Origin of the sequence: Runella aurantiaca (assembly GCF_003339505.1) — a bacterium.
Taxonomy (GTDB): Bacteria; Bacteroidota; Bacteroidia; order Cytophagales; family Spirosomataceae; genus Runella; species Runella aurantiaca.
In genome coordinates, this window is record NZ_QPIW01000029.1 from 1 (window position 1) to 21250 (window position 21250).

Sequence of the window (21250 nt, forward strand, 5' to 3'; positions counted from 1 at the left end):
ATTTTAGGTTTGTTAGCACAACTAAAATACGAAAATCCCCGAATTATGCCAAATACGCGCATATTCGGGGATTATTTTTTGATGCAAAGTACTGATATTTAATATCTTAACCCTTTAAAGGGAAGCCAATGTAAAATATTCCACAAAAGGCAGGCGTGCGTCTGCCAACTTTTTCAACGCCACTTCATCTACCTTTACGAAGTAAAAAGCCCATCCGCTGCATAAATCATAAGAGAGGCAGAGTGTTTGATTGTCGGGGCAATAGTTAATCAACAAGTTGGCCTCACGTACCTGTACTTCATAAAACTCGTACTTTTTATCTTTATTATTTCGGTAAAATCCATACAGTTCCCCTGCCATTTGCTTCTGGATTTCGATAGCACTTTCCTCTTTTTTTGGGCTATACTCGAAGGTTTCAGGATACGATGTTGCCAACGAACAACTCGTTAACCAAATGGCAAGCGGTAAAATACAAATACAACTTTTCATGTTTTTTTGGGGCGTCTCAAGTGTTTTTACCTAAACCAGCACTGGTTCATTAGAGAAAATACTGCCAAAATTAGCTGCGAATCCTGTCACCAACAACACTAGACAAAAACAACCTCCCTGGCTATCAGAGAGGTTGTTTTTACTGTTAACTTTGAGCCTCCAACAGGACTTGAACCTGCGACCTACGCATTACGAATGCGCCGCTCTACCAACTGAGCTATGGAGGCTTATTGTTTATTATACGACCTACAATCACCAATGCCCCGCTCTATCGAAACGTCGAACCGCAACTGTGCTATGGAGGCTTATTAATTATTATACGACCTACAATCACCAATGCCCCGCTCTATCGAAACGTCGAACCGCAACTGAGCTATGGAGGCTTATTAATTCCCAAATAGGTGTTTGCAAAATAAACAAACGCTTATCTGTCATACAAGATTTCATTTCAAATTTTGTGCCAAATTTCCCTTTTGCAAATCTGCAAACCATTCCTAAATTGCAGTCTATTTCCTAAAACCTATGATGACTCGAAAATACGCCTTAGTGTCGGTGGGGGAACTCCTTGCGGACTTAATCGGAACTGAATTTACGCAAAATCTCGCAGATACCGAAATCTTCAAACGTTTTCAGGGTGGCAGCCCCGCCAACCTTGCCGCCAACATGGCTCGTTTGGGAAACCCAACGGCCCTAGTCGCTTGCGTTGGAAATGATAATGTGGGAACCTATCTCGTAGAAAAAGTAGCCGAAACGGGTGTGGACACCACTTATATTGGCCGCGATACTCACGCGCCCACCAGCATTGTGCTGGTATCGCGCACCAAAGGCACGCCCGATTTTATCGCTTATCGCACAGCCGACCGTATGATTCAAGCCGCGTATATTCCCGATGATTTACTTCAAAATGCCTCATTTTTTCATACTACCTGTTTTGCTTTGAGTCAAGAGCCCGCCCAAAGTGTCATTGTAGCCGCCGCCGCGCGGGCCCAAGCAGCTGGGTGCATTGTGAGTTTGGACGCCAATTATGCACCTTCCATTTGGCCCGACCGCACGCAGGCACAGCAGGTTATTGAAGATTATTGCAAAAACGGGGCTTTCGTAAAACTCAGCGAAGATGATGCCCAGCGCATCTTCGGGCAAACCCTTTCCAACGATGCCATTATTACAAAATTCCACCAAATGGGCGCACAATTAGTGTGTTTGACATTGGGAGGAAAAGGCAGTATTGTTTCGTCTGATTATGGAAAAAACCATGTAGAGATTGCAGGAAAGCCCATTGAAGTAAAAGACGCTACGGGTGCTGGCGATTCTTACTGGTCTGGCTTTCTGACGGCGTGGTTGGATGGAAAATCACCCGCAGAATGTGCACAAGCTGGCGCCAATATCGCGGCCCTGAAAATCAGCACCGTGGGACCACTACCTGCTAAAGTTGACAGAGCTATTTTGTACTTGTAACGGTTTTCACTGCTTTACTTTTTCATCCCCAGGCTGATAAGAAACGTAATAAATCACCATTTCCATCATTTCGGAGGTGGTGTTCCACCCAAAGGTTACATCACGGGCGGGCTTAAAAGGATTGAGCGGATTTTCTTCAGTATTGTCGTAGGAGGCTTCTGCCAGTATAACCGAGCCTTTAGGGACGCGCAAAAGGGTCTCAAATTGGTAAGTCATTTGCCAGTTGAAATCCCAGTTATCAATCTTAATAAATGGCACCAAATCACCATCGGGCGTAATGGCAAAAGCTTTGAAGGTTTTGCCCAGAAAGTGCATGTGCGGCAAAATTGAAATGGCCGATATATCTTCGGTCAGAGGCTTCGTGCTTATGTAAAAAGTAGGTTTTTCGTTGGCTTTAATCAAAAACGGTGGATTAGTAATGTGCTGTTCGTGAAGAATCAACGATTTGACTTCGCGTTCTACAGGCTTTTTGGCAAAATAGAGATGAATCTCCGATTGGTCAGTTTGAGTAGTGGCGGAAGGAGAATAATGCAAATACATAATCAAATTGGAATTAGCGCTCATTTTCTTCGCTACACCTTGGGGAAACTGAATTTTATCATTGCCCGGCACCCAACCATACAAAAACTCATCAGCCATCGGAATACGCTGAAATTCGGCCAATTTAGGGTCTGTGCCCTGCATTCCTTCCAATCCTGCCATGCGTCCCGTGGTGTCTACCATCACGCGGCTGTGATGCACTACTTTCCGATTTCCTGGCAAAAACGCAATGGCATCCACCATCACATCTTCTTTGAGACCCGTAGGTACGTGGAAATACCGAAATTCTTCAACGCCCGTGTTCGGCACGGTAAACGCATTTTGCATTTTTAGTACGAGGTCAGGTTTTTTGTCTGTAAGTGACAAACGGGCATCTTTACTGCCTACTGCTAACTGTGAACTGCTAACTCTCGCCATCTTCCCCTCCACACTTCCTTGCGCCACCCATTGCTGAATGAGTTCTATTTCTTCCTCCTTCAAACCTCGTTCGTTGGCATAGTGCTGAAAGCTCTTATCGGCTGGGAAAGGCGGCATATACTTGATTTGGGTTACTTTAGCCACAAACTTTGACCGTTTGGCTACATCTTCGTAAGTCAGCAAATGAAAAGGGCCGACTCCCCCTGGGCAATGGCATACCGCACAGTTTTTAGCAATAATGGGTTGGATATGCTCATAATACGTCGGTTTAGACTGTGCCAAAACCGATGCACTTATCCCTAACATGAAGAGTATTTTTTTCATTGATTTCACGCCAATTAATCCCAAACAAAAATAGCAGACTCCGAGGAATCTGCTATTTTCAACACAAAAAAACTAAATTATCTTACCGTGAAGTTCAAACGGCAGTTGGCGTTTGCCTGTGAAACTGGCGTTGGATCAAGACAAATACTGTCTTCATTCCATGTTTTGAACACAAGCCCAGTAGAGGTAGTCAATTCCCATCTTACCACAAAAGCATCGGCAGCTGCACCCGTTTTTGCTCCTTGCAAACGTGCTCCCGCAGGACGGGGACGGTCAGGGTTTTCAAAAACTTTTACGTCTTTCACTTTGTCATATTTCACCGTAGCATCTTTATAAAGATTGTAGATTTCTGCAGGAGTGATGCTGAATGCATTCCACTGACGGTTACCAGCTGGGGCATCAATCGTTTTTACGACTTTACCACCGTTACCCAAAGAAATCGTTTTAGGGTTGCCATCAGGGTCGGTATATGATTCAATCATATCTACTTTGATTACAATCTTACTAACGGTCAATTGGTTATCCAATGATACCCAACGAATTTTAAAGTCAATTTTTGCGGCATCCTGACCAGTAAGCGGAAAAGTTTTTGCATTAGCAACAATGTTGGCTTTGCCTGTTTCAGCTACTCCGTCAAATACGCCCCAACCATGTACGCCCGGCTCCCAGGGTTTGTTAGGGTTAAGCGATTCATCGCGGCATCCTACCAACAGAAAAATCGCAAGAGATAATGAATATATAAGTGTTCTTTTCATTGTTTATCTTTCTTTAGGTTTTGAGAAATGATGAATGCCAAACAGTAAATTCAACATTCATCATTCAAAATTCGTCATTTTCTTAGAATTCCCACTTCACTTTCACTTTATCCCAGAAAATAGGATCGCGGTCAAAAATGACATCAGAAACGTATTTAGCCGCATTTGCAGGGTTCAATGCACCCTCAGATTGTGGATAAGGCAGACGCAACGCATATTGACGCGGTGGCTTAGAAATCGGCGTCATAATGCCCACAGAGAACTGTCTGAATTGGCCTTGGATTGGGAATCCGGTACGACGTTGAAAGTTCCAAAGGTCCATTCCTTGTCCCCAAGAGCAGAACCAAATTTGTTTAGCCACTACGTTCAATTTAGCTGAATTGGTAGCCGCAGCATCGTACAGTTTCAACCATTCGTTTACATAAGCGGTAATATCAGCCGCCGCAGGAGCTTTGGCCCGCGTTGGGTCTGACTTCAAACCTTGCGCTACTACAACCGCCATTTGCTCACGCATAGCAGCTTCAAACAATGCTTTAGCATCACCTGTTACACCCGTATTGTCCAATATAGCCTCAATCTGATAGTACTTGGTATTCCAGCTGTGAATGATGGGCCATTGGCCATCACCACCTGTGTTGAGGGCCGCCTGTCCAGTCAAGGCTACCGCAGCAGTAGTTTTATCTGAATAAACACCACCCGCTGGGTAGCAACCCGGAGTAGTACGCAAAGGACCATCGGCCGCTGCTCCTGATACATCTCCACGGTCGCGGCCAAAGAAACCAGCGATGTAAGCTATCTCAGATGCAGGCAAGTCTCCCGTAAATCCAAAGGCTTTTTTATAATCCTCAAGGAAGGTTGCCCGCAATGGCAAGTAAGAGCCCCCAAAAGGAGTAGTACCACGGTCGGTTGGGTTGCTTTGATCCAAAACACGGCTCGTTTGACGATAGAAATAGAATGGCAAACGTGGATCTTTGTTGAGAATCATTTCTCCCATCAATTGGTGATTAATGTAGCTTGGATCGCCAAGACCAGCATACGTATTATACCAAGGGTGGGTATTTCTCTCGGGAGCCACTTGCTTAGAATACAAGTAAGACCAGTTTTGCGCAGGCGTAGTAATAAACCCCCCCGCTTCAAAAGCGGCTTTCAGTTCTGCATTTCCATTAGCACGGCCCTTGCGAGACGTCAGCAACAGACGAAGTTTTACCGTTTTGGCAAGGCGTGTCCAAGTGGCGGCACTACCAGCACCAATGTAATCATTTTGCACCGATACGGCTTGGGGCTTAGCCAATTCAACTACTGCTTGGTCACATAATTTTAGAAGGTCTTCATAAATTTCTGAATCCTTATCAAACTTAGGCGTTTTGTTGGGCTCGGCGGCATTACCTTTCCATGCTTCGCTGTAAGGAATATCACCAAACATATCCACCATGTGACCTACCGCAAATGCCTTCAAGGTCAATGCAATCCCGCGATAAACGGGATTTTTACCATCTGCAGACCCTTTCAACATTTCTTCGATGGTCTGAAGCTCACGGAAACGTGCGTTCCAAGTTCCCTGATACGAAGTATTGCTCAGGTTGTAAGAATCACTGATAGTACTCAGACCTGCAAAACCCATTGCATCATTGTTGACACCAACATGGGCATTGATTGCTGCATTTTCGGCCACAGGCAACAACAGCGCTAACGAACCCGTAGCTGGGCGGTTAGGGTCAGTGTTGATATCCAATTCTGTCAGTTGGCAAGAGCTCACAATTGCAATAAGTCCTCCCAACGCCAGTGTTTTAATGCTATTTTTATAATTCATTTGTGTGTATCTTTTGAATGATTAATGAATGTGTAGTATGGGATATTGAGTACAATTTATACTCAATACTCGCTTCTCAATACTCACTACCAATTAGAACGTTGCAGTTATGTTAAGGCCAAAACGACGAGTCGAAGGCGAAGCCCCCAAGTCGAATCCTTGAATGTTTGAATCCGAGAAGTTTGACAACACTTCAGGGTCAAAGTTCAAGCCAGGCAACATGTTTGGTGCATAGAACCACAAGTTACGACCAGAAGCCGAGATACGGAATCCGCCAAATACTTTCGCGTATTTTTTCAGGAACGTTTTAGGAACTTCGTAACCTACTGAAACCTCACGCAAACGAATCACGGTAGCATCGTAGATATTTACTTCGTCTGCCCCATAAGCACCGTATCCATCAGAGAAGTGATACTGGAACGCCGACATCGCGATGGTATTTTTAATTGGCTGACCATCATCTCCCAACAATGGCTTGTAGGTTGTTGGGTCTCCTAATACACCTGGGATTACGCGCATACCTTCACGATCTTCTGAATTCTTCAACTGACCACGCAATAACAAAGAAGCCGCAGTAGATGAGAACAAGCTTCCGCCCGCTTTATAATCTACTAAGATATTCAAATTGAAGCCTTTGAACGAAACAGTGTTATTCCAACCTATTGTATATTTGGTATTAGGGTCACCAATGATATTTGAGCCAGCAGCCCGAATTGGCAAACCAGTGTTAGGGTTAATCAATAGGTTTCCGTTTTCGTCACGGGCATTCACAGCTCCGTAAATTTGTCCATACGGCAATCCATTACGGAAGATAGTTCCCAATGTGGTAGTTCCTGTACCTCCAATGAAAATTTCACCACCTGGGCCAGCATCTTCTACTTTTGAACGAATACGTGTATAAGCCATGAACGACGTCCAAGTAAATCCATTCCGCAATTTAACTGGAACTAGCGTTAAGCCTAATTCCCATCCTTTGTTAGAGATTTTACCAGCGTTGGTAATCTCGGTGTTAAAACCAGTGGTGTTTGGCAATTGGCGCGTTACGATCAAATCGGTAGAAACGCGGTTAAAATAAGCCAAATCAACACCGATACGATTATTCAGGAATTGAAGTTCAGTACCCACTTCCACTTCAGACGTAAACTCTGGCTTCAACGCCGCGTTGTTCAACTGACTTGGTAAGCTGGCGGTCGAAATAGCCGTAGCATTATAGAAAGTACGACTCAGGTTGAGTGCGGTGTTTACCTGATACGGATCGGCGTCTTTACCTACTACCGCGTAATTGGCTCTAATTTTACCAAAATTGATGATATTTTTAGGCAAGCTCAATACATCCGTAAAGATAAATGAACCAGAAATAGCTGGGTATAAATAACTGTTGTTGGCCGCAGGCAACGTTGAAGAGTGGTCTTGACGAGCAGATGCCGTTATAAAGGCAAAATTTCCGTAACCCAACGTTAATTCACTGAAGATACCGTACAAACGACGCTTACGAGAATATTCATACGCCGTTTGGGTCAAGGTAGCGGCAGTAGTCATTACATTGGCATCAATGATGGGTGAGCCAGCCACGCCTGATTCACTATAGCTACGCTCGTTGGGGTTAAAACCTACCAATAATTTAGCGTTAAATTTCTCAGTAAAATCGTGTTGAGCCGTTGCCAAAAACGTAAAATCAACCTCAGTATTAGTCAAATCCTGACGCAATACTGCACCAAGTGGTTGGAAAGTACCTCCTGGGCGAATGCCATTGCGGCGTATTTCTGAATAGGTATTCAAGCCACCACGAGCGGTCAGGTTCAACCAAGGAGTAACATCATAGCTCAACGCCATGTTTCCGTATACACGGTTTACACTTGATGTATACAAGTTGTATTTTGCCGTCCAAAGTGGGTTGTCAAGTGCCCGGAAGTAAACATTTGAACCATCAACGGGATTTTCAAAAGGATAACCATTTAGGTCATAGTTACGCGGTTGGTAAAACAAACGGCTATAAATTGAACCTGCTGAAGCCAAACCACCGTAGTCCGCGTAATAACCTGCTCCCGATTGTGGACTTGTCTGGTTCGTACGTGTGTAGGCTACGCTACCGCTTACGTTTAGGCCGTTAACTAAAGTGGCATTACCACCAAAGCTCAACGTAGTACGCTCGGTAGATGAATTAGGAACAATCCCTTCGTTTTTGGTACGCGACATCGAAGCATTGATTGATGTCTTGTCACCCGTAGAATTAATCTGGATACCATTTTCCAATACCTTTCCTTGGCGGAAGAAACCGCCTACAATATCATAGGCTTGGAGTGGTACAGGGATACCACGACCATTGGCTTGTAGTAATTCAGGAAAAGCTGATTTATAACGTGCTGCACCATACGGTACAGTAGCATCAACCAATGGGTGAGGAATTGTACCAGCAGGATAATCCGGGTCAATTATTTTTGAATAACGCTCAAAACCCAAAGCAGCATTGATACGATCTACTTCGCTTGGCATGGCAGTTCCCCAGTTACCGATAAATCCACCGTTATAGGTCTGGTTTGAGCCTTGTGAGTAGCTATCCTGATATTCAGGCAATGAAGATACTTTTTCAACGGAATAAGAAGAATTATAAGTAACCTCCAAACCTTTACGCGCCGATTTACTACCCGCTTTGGTGGTGATTACGATAACCCCGTTGGCCGCACGTGAGCCGTACAAAGCCGATGCCGCCGCACCTTTCAATACCGTCATTGACTCAATGTTGTTAGGGTCAATATCATACGCTCGGTTTGAAGTCACCGTGTTTTGGTTATACCCTTGGGTATTGTTTACACCATTATCAAAAGGAATACCGTCTACAACGAAAAGCGGCTGGTTGTTTCCAGTAAAAGAGTTGTTACCACGAATAGTGATACGCGTACCTGCACCAGGCGCACCGTTACCCGCCGTAATATTTACGCCTGGTACTTTTCCGCTCAATGCACGCAGTGGATCTGGCTCCGAACGCTGCTGAAGATCAGCACCTTTTACGTTTGAAACCGCAAACGCCAACGCTTTCTTGTCGCGCTGAATCCCTACAGCCGTCACCACAACTTCTGACAACTGCTTGGTATCTGCCGCCAACGCCAAGTTTATTGACGTACGATTACCAATATTAATCTCTTGAGAAACAGTACCCACAAAACTAAATACCAAAGTGGCATTAGTCGGAGCGTCAATTGAATAGCTTCCTGCGGCATCGGTATTCACACCTTTAGATGTACCTTTTACCACGACCGATACGCCTGGCAGGGGGGTTCCATCCTCTGCCGAGGTCACTTTCCCGGTGATTTTACGGTCTTGAGCTACCCCAGTAGCCCAAACCATGCACACAAGCAGAAAGTTGATACATAAAAATTTCCTCATAAGGGTAATTTAGTTTGGTTTGATTAAAGTGAAACATGTATGGAAAAAATCGCTGAAGCGCTAAAGTGAAGGCAATAGAAAAACTGGGCAAAACAAATTTGTTTAGCCAAAAACAGTTTTGAAAATTTTGCCTATTCCTATCCTAGATCAGAGGGATAGAAAATTTGGGGAAGTAAGAGATAGAGTTACGATTCATAGGGTACTTGTTTAGTTAGGTTAAGAAAATTTCTGAATGTAAAGTAAAATAAAGAATATAACAATTCAAACAGTGAGCTTATTTGGAGAATAAGGAATTTCGCCCTAAAAAAGAACAGAATTACTTGTACTTACAATAGATAATATTGTCAAAAAAGGCCTTTTTGAGCAAAATTTCTAAGGAATTAGGGTCAATTTACGGTATTAATAATTGTCCCTAAAAGTCAAACAGGGAGTTGTTTACTTTAAAAAATTCTTTAAAAAGTACAATAAAAACCTTGTAAAAAATCAATTTAATCGCAAAAAAAATAGCCCTACACGAAGGAGTTTGTCTAAAAAAAAGGGGAGTTCGTCTATTTTAGTGAGTTATAAAACAGCATTTATTGCTTTGGTAAATTAGCGTAATCTTCCAGCATACGCAGTTTGTCGGGAGATTTGGTGACGGAATGATACCCAACCAGAAAAATTTCGCGGGCTTTCCGAATATCAAATATGTCGTACTTCCCTACCTCTTTGGGTTCAAACAACAATTGGCACTGTAGGGTACGTTCTTGTGTTTTATTGCGAACGGCCAGCAATAAACTGCGCTCAATGACGGTCCGCATTGAGCGGATTGGCTTATCTGGAAGCGGAGGGTTACAATTGACCCCAATTAAGAAGTTTACTTCATCTTTTAAGAGCGGTTCGATGGGTAGATTATTCAAAACGGCACCATCCACAAATAGCCGCTTATTGTAGCGAATGGGTTCAAAAATGCCAGGCAAACAACTTGACGCCATCAATGGGCGAATCAACTCGCCCGATTGAAAATACACAATTTCGCCAGCTTCTATGTCGGTAGCCGCCACGGTGAGAGGAATTTTTAATTTTTCAAATGAATTATGGGGCAACAACTCTTGATAAAGCTCTTCGGCTTTGTCCATTCTCAATAGGCCAGGGCCATTAAACGAAGGTCGAAGGTACTTTAAAAGGTTTATTGTAAGCAACTTAGCGAGCACTTCATCTGGACTATGCCCGTGTGCGATAAGGGCCCCAACGATGGCCCCCGCGCTCGTGCCTGAAATAGCGGCAATCTCCACTTGTCGTTCTTGTAAAGCTTTTATTACCCCAAGATGCATGATTCCTCGGGCACCTCCTCCCGACAGTACTAATCCTATCTTCATTGACTGCAAAACGATTGTTCAGTTCTAAATTAACGTATAATCGGCCAGAATATAACTGATTTAACAAACGAACTCGCCCAATTAAATGTTTCCTTCACGATTTACTTAACTTTGCACCCTCATTTATTATTTATAATCATGCCCATCGACTTTGCACAAATTCCATCGCCTTGTTTTGTTTTGGAAGAACGTCTTCTACGCCAAAACCTCCAACTTATCCGTCAGGTGATGGATGAGGCTGGCTGCCAAATTATATTGGCATTGAAAGGCTTTTCTATGTATAGCGCCTTCCCCATTGTGGGCGAGTATCTGCCGGGGGCCACCGCAAGTTCACTAAATGAAATAAAGCTTATTAATGAATATTTAGGCTATCGGGCACATACTTACATCCCCGCGTATCAGGATGAAGAATTTGAGGAAGTATTGGAACGGAGTAGTCACCTCACCTTCAATTCATTATCTCAGTGGGAGCGGTTTAAACAACGCGTCAACGAATATAATCAAACTCACCCAGAAAAGGTGGTTTCGTGCGGGATTCGAGTGAACCCTCAGTATTCTGAAGTTGAAACCGACATGTACAACCCCTGCGTTCCGGGGTCTCGCTTGGGAGTAACACGCAGTCATTTTGGTGATACACTACCCGCAGGAATCGAAGGGATTCACTTTCATACGCTTTGCGAAAATGGCTCCGACGTACTAGAGCGTACCCTCGAAGCACTCGAAAGTCGCTTTGGCGACCTGCTCCACCAAGCCAAGTGGCTCAACATGGGTGGTGGGCATCTTATGACTCGCGAAGGCTACGATATACCTAAACTTATTTCACTCGTAAAAGCAATAAAGGAAAAATACAATTTGGATGTCATTTTAGAGCCAGGTTCAGCCATTGCGTGGCGAACTGGGTATTTGGTATCGACCGTGTTGGATATGGTAGAAAGTCAGGGAATAGAAGTGGCTATCTTAAATACTTCTTTTGCCGCCCACATGCCCGACACCCTCGAAATGCCCTACAAACCGCGCATATTGGGGGCCTATCACGAACCATTAGCTGATAAACCAACCTACCGACTCGGCGGTATGACCTGCCTCGCGGGCGATTTTATGGGCGACTATTCGTTTAACGAACCTTTAAAAATCGGCGATACGCTGGTCTTTGATGACATGATTCATTATACAATGGTCAAAACCACCACCTTCAACGGTGTCAACCTTCCTTCCATCGGCATTTGGCAGGCCAATGAGCGTTTCAGATTGGTAAAGACGTTTGGGTATGAAAGTTTTAAAGATAGACTTTAGTATCGTAAGCAAATTGATAGACAAGGCGGGGTAGTTTTTTAAAAAATCAGCTTGCCGTGTATAATATATTAAATTAATCGAGTAAATTTGTTTATGCCTCTCTCTTATAACCTTTTACTCAATAGTGTGCTAGTGCTATGATTTCAAAGAAAGCAAAATATGCCCTTAAAGCACTCAAAGTGCTGACCGAAGAATTCGGAAAAGGTCCCGTTCTCATTTCGCACATTGCGGAACGTGAAAATATCCCAAAAAAATTCTTGGAAGCTATTCTTTTAGAGTTGCGTAACCACGGGATTCTGTCCAGCCAAAAAGGAAAAGGTGGCGGGTATTTATTACGCGTGGAACCTGCAAGAGTCAATTTCGCCCAGGTCATCAGGGTAATTGACGGCCCTATTGCGCCAACACCCTGTGTATCGCTTCATTTTTATGTCAAGTGCGATGACTGCGTCGATGAAGCCACCTGCGCTCTGCGCCCCGTAATGGAGCAAGTGAGAGATGCCAACTTAGGAGTCTACGAAGGCACTACTTTGCAAATTTTTGTCAAATAGGCTTACATCCTCATTTTCTCTTCCAAAAACACTGCAGTGTAGTTGTCCGAAAGCTTCACCATCTCTTCGGGTGTTCCCTCGAAGGTGACATAGCCTCCTGCTTCGCCACCTTCGGGGCCCATATCAATAATCCAATCTGCCGATTTAATCACCTCAACGTTGTGCTCAATCACAATCACGGTATCACCTTGATTTACTAGCGCGTTGAGCGCTTTCAGGAGTTTTTGTATATCATGAAAATGGAGCCCTGTGGTAGGCTCATCAAAAATGAACAGGGAGCGTCCTTGATTGGGGTTTGATTTGCTCAAAAAGAAAGCCAGTTTTACGCGCTGCGCCTCTCCACCCGAAAGCGTGTTGGACGATTGACCTAATTTGACGTAACCGAGGCCCACTTCCTGAAGCGGCAACAGCCGGTCGGCGAGTTTGGGTTCATCGGCCCTGAAAAAGCCGATGGCTTCATCAATGGTCATGTCCAAAATATCGGCAATGTCAGCCGAGCCTTGGTCGGGACGTTGGTACCGAACATCCAAAATTTCCTGTTTGAATCGTTTTCCGCCGCAGGCTTCGCATTTGAGGTAAATATCGGCCATGAACTGCATTTCAATCTTCACTTGCCCTTCTCCTTGGCAGGTTTCGCAGCGGCCTCCTTCGATATTAAAAGAAAAATGAGAGGGTTTATAGCCCCGCGCTTTGGCCAAGGGCACTTCACTCATCATCTGTCTTATGTAATCGTAAGCCTTGATGTACGTAACTGGATTGGAGCGCGACGACTTGCCGATGGGATTTTGGTCTACCATCTCAAGATTGTCAATACGGTCCAAACTACCCGTCAGATTGGTGTACTTTCCTGCTTCTTCGTTGTATTCTCCCTTTTGGCGGGCCAAGGCTGGAAATAAGATTTTTCGAACAAGCGTCGATTTACCAGAACCCGATACGCCCGTCACCACCGTAAACGTACCGAGCGGAAACTTTACATCTACATCTTTGAGGTTATTTTCTCGTGCTCCCGTGAGTTCAAGCCAATGAGTTGCCTTTCGGCGAAAAGTAGGCACTGGAATTTTATCTTCACCCGTCAGGAATTTAATAGTATGGGAATGAATGCCTTCAATGGGGTTCAGAATATCCTCCCAACTTCCCTGCCATACCACCTCACCACCCAAATTTCCCGCGTCGGGACCAATGTCGATGATTTGGTCGGCGGCACGCATTACTTCTTCTTCATGCTCGACCACAATCACCGTGTTGCCCATGTCGCGCAGAGATTCCAGCACACCCACCAACTTGCGGGTGTCGCGCGGGTGAAGCCCAATGCTCGGCTCGTCCAAAATATACATCGAGCCAACCAAAGCACTGCCCAGTGACGTTGCCAATTTTATCCGCTGGAATTCCCCCCCAGAAAGCGAATTTGTCAAACGATTGAGCGTTAAGTAGCCCAATCCGACGCGTTCCATGTATTCCAAACGGTTTTCTATTTCGATTAAAATACGTTTGGCAATGCCAAATTGATAATCAGGTAACGAAAGGTTCTTAAAAAACAGCAACACCTCACTAATGGGCAACAACACCAAATCAGTAATGGAAACACCACCCATCTTTACATACCCGGCATCTTTGCGCAAGCGCGAACCACGGCATTCTGGACAAGTAGTACGACCGCGATAGCGAGACAGCATCACGCGGTATTGGACCTTGTGGGTTTGAGATTCAAGGTGTTCAAAAAATGCGGTTAGCCCTTCAAAATACGTATTTCCCGCCCAGAGAATATCTTTTTGTTCTTGGGTAAGGTCTTTATAGGCTCGGTGAATGGGAAAATCAAAGCGGATGCCGTGGCGCAGAAGAGGTGCTAGCCACTCGGCCATTTTTTCGGTTCGCCAAGGGGCAATTGCTCCTTCAAATACCGAGAGGTTTTTGTCGGGAATAATCAAATCAGGGTCCAAACCCAGCACTTTCCCAAAACCTTCGCAACGTTTGCAAGCCCCATAAGGGTTATTGAAACTGAAAAGATTGACCGTAGGCTCTTCAAACTTTATTCCGTCGAGCTCAAACTTATCCGAAAACACCCGGCGCTCCCCGCCTATCACATCGACAATACACAGGCCCTCTCCCTCGAAAAAAGCCGTTTGTACCGAATCCGACAATCGAAACTGCGTATCTTCATCGTCGTGTTTGACCGAAGCCCGGTCGATAAGAATAAAAAAATCGGCGGCAGAAAACGCGGCATATTCCTTGGTTTCCATCAATTCCTCAATAGATTTCGTTTCCTGATTGAGTACGACCCTTGTGTATCCTTTTGAAAGTAAAATACTTAACTCTTGGGCTAGACTTCTCTCTTCTTTCACAATCAAGGGTGCCAGTACCATCACACGCGTACCTTCTTCGTGGTGCAACATAAAATCAACCACGTCGGTCACGGTGTCTTTTCGTACGGGCAAGCCCGAAATGGGCGAATAAGTAACCCCCACCCGCGCAAAAAGCAGCTTGAGGTAGTCATAAATCTCGGTGGTGGTACCTACGGTAGAGCGCGGATTTCGGGTATTGACCTTTTGCTCAATGGCCACCGCTGGCGACACGCCCTTGATGTAATCTACTTCGGGTTTTTCCATGCGCCCCAAAAACTGACGCGCATAGCTACTCAAACTTTCGACATACATGCGTTGCCCTTCGGCAAAAAGCGTATCAAAAGCCAATGACGACTTTCCACTCCCCGATACCCCGGTGACCACAATCAATTTATTGCGGGGAATAGCAACATCAATGTTTTTAAGGTTGTTGACGCGAGCGCCTTTAATGATAATGTATTGCTTCGGATTAAGGGTTTCGAAGTCTATTTCGGAAGTATTTTGTTGGTTTTCGGCTACGTTCATGCGGCTGATTGCTAAAGGCACAAAGTTAGGGAATACCCCTTCATTTACTAACCCTAGTTTTTAAAAAATGGTTTGTTTTTCGTCGAAAACTGTTGGCTCGCATTGCTTTAAAACACAGGTATTTCTCCCCACATTTAAACAGTCAAAACAATCGCTTTCCATGCTCATCGCTTTGGGTAGAAAATCCGCTTGAAATGCTTGATAGGTTATATTTCCATCTGGCTACTATTCACAATCGGTTGCTGTTTTCCACAATTGATTCTTCCTGTATTTCACCGCTAAAAATAATTCAAATCAATGAACCGCAGAAAATTCTTAGAACAGAGTACGCAGCTTTCGGTGGCAGCGGGTGCCTTTGCACAAAGTATTGAAATCCGTGCTATAAACCATGTGCGTAAGTCGGCCAATGAAAAAATCGTTATTGGTGTCATCGGTTGCAATAATATGGGTAACGGAATCATGAACCACGCCCTCAACCAACCGAATGTGGAATGCGCGGCGATTTGTGATATTGATACCAACATTTGCAATAAGCGTGCCGATGAAGTAATGCGTAAGCAGGGAAAACGGCCCCAACTGTACGGGGATTTTAGGAAATTATTGGAAAACAAAGACATCGACGCGGTCATTATCGCTACGCCCGATCATTGGCATTGCCTCCCTATGGTTGAAGCCTGTCGGGCGGGCAAAGATGTGTACGTAGAAAAACCACTGGCCAATTCAATAGGCGAGTGTAACGTGATGGTAAAAGCAGCGCGACGCTACAATCGTGTGGTACAGGTCGGACAACAACAACGCAGCGGAGAACATTGGCAAAGTGCGATGCAATTTATCCATTCGGGCAGCATCGGCACGCTGCGAAAAGTACACAGTTGGGCGAATTTCAACTATGCAATTGGCTCTCGAATCGTGCCCGACGAACCCGTCCCCGCCCATATTGATTTCAATCAATGGCTAGGCCCTGCACCGCTACGCACCTACAACCGAACCCGACACCACGGTTCGTGGCGTTTTTTTTGGGATTACGGCGGAGGCCTCATGACCGATTGGGGCGCTCACCTGTTGGACATTGCGCTTTGGGCCAAAAACATCAAAACGCCGCCGCTGTCGGTCGCTGCTTCGGGCGGCAATTTTTATTCGCCCGACTTTGCCCACGAAGCGTTTGATACCTTGAGTGTGATGTACCAACTTCCCGATTATACCATTTCGTGGGAACAAACCGCTGGCACCCAAAACGGCCCTTATGGGCGCTCTTATGGGCTGGCTTTTATCGGCAATGACGCCACGCTCGTGATAGACCGGGGCGGTTGGGAGTTGTTTCCAGAAATTGACAAAGGCGGGTATAAAGTGCCCGCAATTCCTAAACGAAGCGGCAAAGAAACGCACGAAGAGCACGTAAAAAACTGGCTAGAATGCATCAGAACCCGCAAAGAGACGAATTGCCCCATCGAAAACGGCCGATTGGTTGCTTTGTATGCACACGCAGGCAACATCGCATTGCGCACCAATTCGCGCTTGGAATGGAATGAAACGGCGCAATCGTTCGGCAAAAATGAAGCCGCCAATGCCCTCATTACACCCACTTATCGTGCACCTTGGGAATTCCCAAAAATATAAACTGTGTTTCAATTCGTTCATTACAAAGCATATATCCATAAAGAAGTAAAAAAAGCAGCCTCTGCCCTTTTTGCTAAAAAAGCACATTCCAAACCATGAACCTTTCCACTTCCCGTCGCGATTTTGTCAAAACCGCCGCTACCACGTTGCTGGCCCCTTCCATTATCACTTCGGTGAACGCCCAACCAGCCGACGGCATCATCGGCCACGGGTCACACCGCTATAAAGTCAATGCCGATTGGGGTAAATTAGACTCCTCAAAATTTCCCGTCAAAAACTGCCATGAAATGGTCATGGACAGCAAAGGACGGCTTATTATGGTCACTGATGAAACCAAAAACAACATTTTGGTCTACGATCGTTCTGGTAAACTCCTAGACAGCTGGGGGCATGAATACCCTGGCGGACACGGCCTTACGCTCTGGAATGCCAACGGCGAAGAGTTTCTGTTTATCTGTGACCCCAACTCCAACCGCGTTACCAAAACCGACATCAACGGAAAAGTAATTTTCACCATTGAGCACCCCTCCAAAGTTGGCGCTTATAAGCCCGAAGAAAAATTCCTGCCTACCGAAACTACGGTTGGGCCCAACGGGGACATCTATGTAGCAGACGGGTACGGCTCGCAGTGGATTTTACAATATAGCTCTAAGGGAGAATTTATCCGCAAATTCGGCGGCCCCGGCGACGGCGACGACCAATTTGCCACCGCCCACGGTATCACGGTAGATTACCGAAATAAAGCAAACCCCACGTTGCTCATCACCTCACGGGTGCATAATTCCTTCAAACGTTTTACATTGGATGGCAAATATTTATCGACCATTTTTCTCCCTGGCGCGTTTGTTTGTCGCCCCGTGATTCACGGAGACCATTTGTTTGCGGGCGTTTGCTGGTCGCGTTTGCGCTACATGAACCAAACCAACAACTCTGGTTTCGTCACGATTTTGGACAAAAACGACAAAGTAGTTTCCAACCCCGGCGGCACCAAACCCGAATACCGCGACGGAAAGCTTCAGATGATGGTTCAGGATGCCGCGGCGGTAGGCGGCACATTAATGCACTGCCACGATGTATGCGTGGACAATGACGAGAACATCTACATTTGCCAATGGAACGCCAAACAAACGTATCCGGTCAAATTGTCAAGAGTATAATTTTAGTTTTATAATCAGAATAACAGAAAATGGGCCGTGGATAATTCTGCGGTCCATTTTCTGTTTATAACGGAAATGTGGCAATATTGGGGAAATAGTTCTACACCAAGAAGGGTTAGCATGATATTTTTACGTTAATTTTCGGGAATTTTTATTCTCACCGAACGTATAAAAAACATACATGCTATGAAATTTTTGCTTACCGCATTTTTGATGGGTCTTTCTTTTCTCCTACAAGCCCAATGCCGCCCCGCTACCGCTGCTGAAAATGCCGCCTACGAACGGGTAGTCAAAGAACTCCAACGCCAATTCACCACCGCCACTCCCAACGGAAGCTGGCGGGTTTTTGACGAAAAACATTCAATGGGCAACTTGGAAGTGACCTCAGAATGGGGTGGATTTACCCACCTTTGCACCGACCGTTATGACCTCATCATGGAAAACAGCGAACTGGCCGTGGTTCGAAAAGCCGAACTGGATACCGTCAAAGCCGCGCCAAATGTACCTACTTCTCTATACGTACACCGCGATACGATGTACAAAGAAAATCCAAACGCCATTGTGCAACGCGCCAGAGATACCTACTCCGTGAGTGTTGAAATGAACCTTGGCAACTATCGCCTACAACACCTCGAAAGCTCCCGGATTGTCGAGAATACCCAAGCCATTTCCGTACCCAACAGTCCAGTAGCGCTTGAAGTCCGTCTCAAGCCCGATTTACAGGGGGCAATCGGCCGTCAAGAAATCGTCATTTTATTGGGTGGATGGAATCCCCAACTCATCAAAAATGGACAGGATACGCGCTATCAACCCAAGTTTAAAAAAGGTGGTAAACTAGTGGAAAATATCGTAGTCACAATTACGGCACCCGTCGACATCGCTCGTCAGATAGTTGAAAAAATCGACTGGAAAGCAATTGATGGGGTTTTGTTGAAATAACTCAAAACCGAAGCGTCAAAGCACCCAGCGACAGCCCCGCCGCACTGCCGATAAGCAGGATTTTTTGGTCCGACAAATCCTTTTTTTGTTGGGCCAAATCGCACAAGCCTAAGGGAATAGAAGCCGAAATACAGTTGCCATAATGGGCCAGTGTATTAATTAAACAGTGCTCGTTTAGGTGGTATTGTTTGGCAAAAATCTCATTTCCAAACCGACTGGTTTGGTGCGGAATGACGTAATCGTATTCTGTCAGGGCAAGCCCCGAAAGCTGCTCATATTGGGCTAGAAACGGCTTTAATTCTTGCAAAGTGAGCGAAATAAGGCGTTTTCCATCCATTCTGAAATAAAATGACTCTTCGGGTGTATCGGCCGCTATACCACGATTTACACTTCCTCCCGTGGGTATCCAAGCCAAATCAGCGCCTTCGGGATTGTTGATAAAAGAGGGGAAAACGGGCTCATAACCCTCGTCACTTTTGCTCAAAATTACGGCTACGGCAGCATCGCCCAACAATCCATACGTTTTGGGGTCTTGGGGATTCAACGCGCGCGAAGCCAGCTCGGCAGATACGATGGCAATGGTGCGCACCGCGTTGCGTTGGAAATACAAGTGCGCAATATCAAGCGCATTCAAAAAACTCAAGCAGGTGGAATCCACGTCAAAACATGGAAATTTAGCCGTTGTCCCCAACGCTTTTTTGATACGCCCTGCATTGTGCGGAATGGGGTAATCGTAGGAAGCCCCCGCGTAAATCAACAAATCTAGGGTATCGGCCGAAAGGCCCGCAGCAGTCAGGGCCTTCTGTAAGGCCGTAGCCGCCATCGAAGCCACGGTTTCGTCGATTGCCGCCCAGTGCCTCGTTTTTACGCCTGCATTTTTTTCAATCCAGCCCGCAGAAAGACCCAGTTGTGCCTCCAATTGCGCACTTTCAATGGCAACTCCCGGCAGGTATTTCTCAATGGCTTGAATCTGAATTTTCATAGAATCTTCTTAAACGTTCGCACTACACGGCGATGTTTTGCTCCTTTATCACTTACTTTTTCTTCGATAAAAACAACCACGGTATTTTTTATACCCTGCCCTTCCAACACCTCCAAAATAGCCGTTTCAATTAACTGGCTGACGATTGCTTTATTTTTCGGTTCTGTTCCTACCGCCACTTCTAGCCTATTTTCGGCCACTTGCTTAATGCTGTAATGACTAAAATTATCGGTGGCGCGGGCAATTTTTCGCACTAAAGTATCGGGGAATATCGAAATTATTTTTCCGTCTTGGTCAAACAGAAGCACATCATCCGTTCGACCTTCAATGCGCTCAATGCCCAGCATCGCCGACCCGCAAGGGCAGGGCGTAGTACGTTCAGCCAGAATATCCATCATTTCGTACCGAATAATGGGCTGCGAAGTACGCGTAAAATCCGTTACGATGGGAATAAACCGATGTTTGCTCACGTATTTTTTTTCAAAAATGGCGACATCTTCGTTGAGGTGCATCGTTCCGTGCGCACAACTTACCCCCAAAAAGCCTTCGGTGCATTGATACACTTCGGTGATTTTAAGGCCAAACACACACTCAATTACCGTGCGGTCGTCATCATGCAGCACTTCGGCAAACGAAATGATTTGGAGAGGCGCAATACTGAGATTCCCTGCCCGCTGCGCCTCCGCCAAATACCGTAAAAGAGACGGTTGAGCGGCAACAATATCGGGCTTTAGAAGGTCTAGTTCGGCAACCAGTTCTTCGGTCTTTCTAAAAATATCAAAGAAGTAAAACGCCAATACCGAAGATTGGACCGAGCTGTACAAATTACTGTTGGCCCGCAGGAAAAACGCCACTTTTCGACGCTTAAAAATCGACCATTTCACCACGCGATGGAGCACCATCGCCACCCACTGCGCCCGCTCTGCCGTTGACGCTAGGAACAGCCCTCGCTTCCCGCTTGTTCCCGTCGACAGCCCTACCGTAATACCGTTAAGCTCTGACGCAAAGTCGCGGGTTTCTTCCGCTTGGAGTGCTATTTTCATTGCCTCTTCTTTGCGTATTCCTACGGTGTTTATTTCATCAAAATGTTCCATAAACAACGCCTTATGCATCAGCGGCATTTGGTCTAACGGAACGTTTAAATAGGAGCGATAAAAAGTTGATTTAGACAGCACAGTTCGGGCAAAACGGTGCCAACGCCGTTGTTGAAAACGTTCTATCTGCGCTCGATTTCGGAACAAGCTACGCAGCTTAATTCTTACTAAAAAATAAATAATTTGAAGTTTGAAAAACATAGGTGTCAACAAAACAGCCTTAG

At 45.5% G+C, this 21250-nt stretch carries 15 protein-coding genes and 1 tRNA gene; 6 read left to right on the plus strand and 10 right to left on the minus strand.

All coding sequences use genetic code 11. From position 1 onward, the window contains the following. Positions 1–114: 114 nt before the first annotated feature. A complete protein-coding gene (locus tag DVG78_RS24525) occupies positions 115–489 on the minus strand; it encodes a hypothetical protein (RefSeq protein WP_114463666.1) in 375 nt (124 codons plus the stop codon). Between the two features lie 154 nt (positions 490–643). After that, a tRNA-Thr gene (locus DVG78_RS24530) sits at positions 644–716 on the minus strand. A 295-nt stretch (positions 717–1011) separates the two neighbouring features. Between DVG78_RS24530 and DVG78_RS24535 the strand changes: the two genes are divergently transcribed. Continuing rightward, complete coding sequence (locus DVG78_RS24535; protein ID WP_114463667.1) at positions 1012–1944, plus strand: carbohydrate kinase family protein; 933 nt, start codon at positions 1012–1014, stop codon at positions 1942–1944. A 6-nt stretch (positions 1945–1950) separates the two neighbouring features. On the opposite strand, the gene DVG78_RS24540 is transcribed toward DVG78_RS24535, so the two are convergent. The 5 genes from DVG78_RS24540 to DVG78_RS24565 all read right to left on the minus strand — a co-directional run bounded on the left by DVG78_RS24540 (position 1951) and on the right by DVG78_RS24565 (position 10532). Next, the gene (locus DVG78_RS24540) at positions 1951–3225 is read right to left on the minus strand and encodes a monooxygenase (RefSeq protein WP_114463668.1); all 1275 of its coding nucleotides are present in this window, start codon (positions 3223–3225) and stop codon (positions 1951–1953) included. A gap of 77 nt (positions 3226–3302) precedes the next feature. Then, on the minus strand, positions 3303–3980 hold the full coding sequence (locus DVG78_RS24545; RefSeq protein WP_114463669.1) for a hypothetical protein: 678 nt from the start codon (positions 3978–3980) through the stop codon (positions 3303–3305). 82 nt (positions 3981–4062) lie between these two features. After that, entirely contained in the window at positions 4063–5790 is a 1728-nt protein-coding gene (locus DVG78_RS24550) for a SusD/RagB family nutrient-binding outer membrane lipoprotein (RefSeq protein ID WP_114463670.1), read from the minus strand. 93 nt (positions 5791–5883) lie between these two features. Further along, a complete protein-coding gene (locus tag DVG78_RS24555; RefSeq protein ID WP_114463671.1) occupies positions 5884–9174 on the minus strand; it encodes a SusC/RagA family TonB-linked outer membrane protein in 3291 nt (1096 codons plus the stop codon). Positions 9175–9749: 575 nt separating this feature from the next. Beyond that, complete coding sequence (locus tag DVG78_RS24565) at positions 9750–10532, minus strand: patatin-like phospholipase family protein (RefSeq protein WP_114463673.1); 783 nt, start codon at positions 10530–10532, stop codon at positions 9750–9752. Positions 10533–10670: 138 nt separating this feature from the next. Between DVG78_RS24565 and nspC the strand changes: the two genes are divergently transcribed. Both nspC and DVG78_RS24575 read left to right on the plus strand, forming a co-directional pair. Beyond that, positions 10671–11825, plus strand: coding sequence for a carboxynorspermidine decarboxylase (gene nspC, locus DVG78_RS24570; protein ID WP_114463674.1), 1155 nt, complete (start codon positions 10671–10673; stop codon positions 11823–11825). Between the two features lie 137 nt (positions 11826–11962). After that, complete coding sequence (locus DVG78_RS24575; RefSeq protein ID WP_114463675.1) at positions 11963–12373, plus strand: RrF2 family transcriptional regulator; 411 nt, start codon at positions 11963–11965, stop codon at positions 12371–12373. A 2-nt stretch (positions 12374–12375) separates the two neighbouring features. Here the strand turns inward: DVG78_RS24575 and uvrA are convergent, their stop codons facing one another. Then, positions 12376–15237 carry an excinuclease ABC subunit UvrA gene (uvrA, locus tag DVG78_RS24580; RefSeq protein ID WP_114463676.1) on the minus strand — a complete coding sequence of 954 codons (2862 nt, stop codon included), beginning with the start codon at positions 15235–15237 and terminating at the stop codon, positions 12376–12378. A gap of 297 nt (positions 15238–15534) precedes the next feature. Here uvrA and DVG78_RS24585 point away from each other — a divergent pair, with 297 nt between their 5' ends. The 3 genes from DVG78_RS24585 (at position 15535) to DVG78_RS24595 (ending at position 18950) form a co-directional block, all read left to right on the plus strand. Then, positions 15535–16854 (plus strand): Gfo/Idh/MocA family protein, encoded by a 1320-nt coding sequence (locus tag DVG78_RS24585; protein ID WP_114463677.1) that lies wholly within the window; start codon positions 15535–15537, stop codon positions 16852–16854. A 95-nt stretch (positions 16855–16949) separates the two neighbouring features. Beyond that, positions 16950–18011 carry a 6-bladed beta-propeller gene (locus DVG78_RS24590; RefSeq protein ID WP_114463678.1) on the plus strand — a complete coding sequence of 354 codons (1062 nt, stop codon included), beginning with the start codon at positions 16950–16952 and terminating at the stop codon, positions 18009–18011. A gap of 186 nt (positions 18012–18197) precedes the next feature. Then, positions 18198–18950 carry a hypothetical protein gene (locus tag DVG78_RS24595; RefSeq protein WP_114463679.1) on the plus strand — a complete coding sequence of 251 codons (753 nt, stop codon included), beginning with the start codon at positions 18198–18200 and terminating at the stop codon, positions 18948–18950. Position 18951: 1 nt separating this feature from the next. Here DVG78_RS24595 and DVG78_RS24600 read toward each other — a convergent pair whose 3' ends face one another. Continuing rightward, complete coding sequence (locus DVG78_RS24600) at positions 18952–19932, minus strand: 3-oxoacyl-ACP synthase III family protein (RefSeq protein ID WP_114463680.1); 981 nt, start codon at positions 19930–19932, stop codon at positions 18952–18954. Next, the gene (locus DVG78_RS24605) at positions 19929–21227 is read right to left on the minus strand and encodes a F390 synthetase-related protein (protein WP_114463681.1); all 1299 of its coding nucleotides are present in this window, start codon (positions 21225–21227) and stop codon (positions 19929–19931) included. The genes DVG78_RS24600 and DVG78_RS24605 overlap by 4 nt, the downstream gene beginning before the upstream one ends. Positions 21228–21250 lie beyond the last annotated feature (23 nt).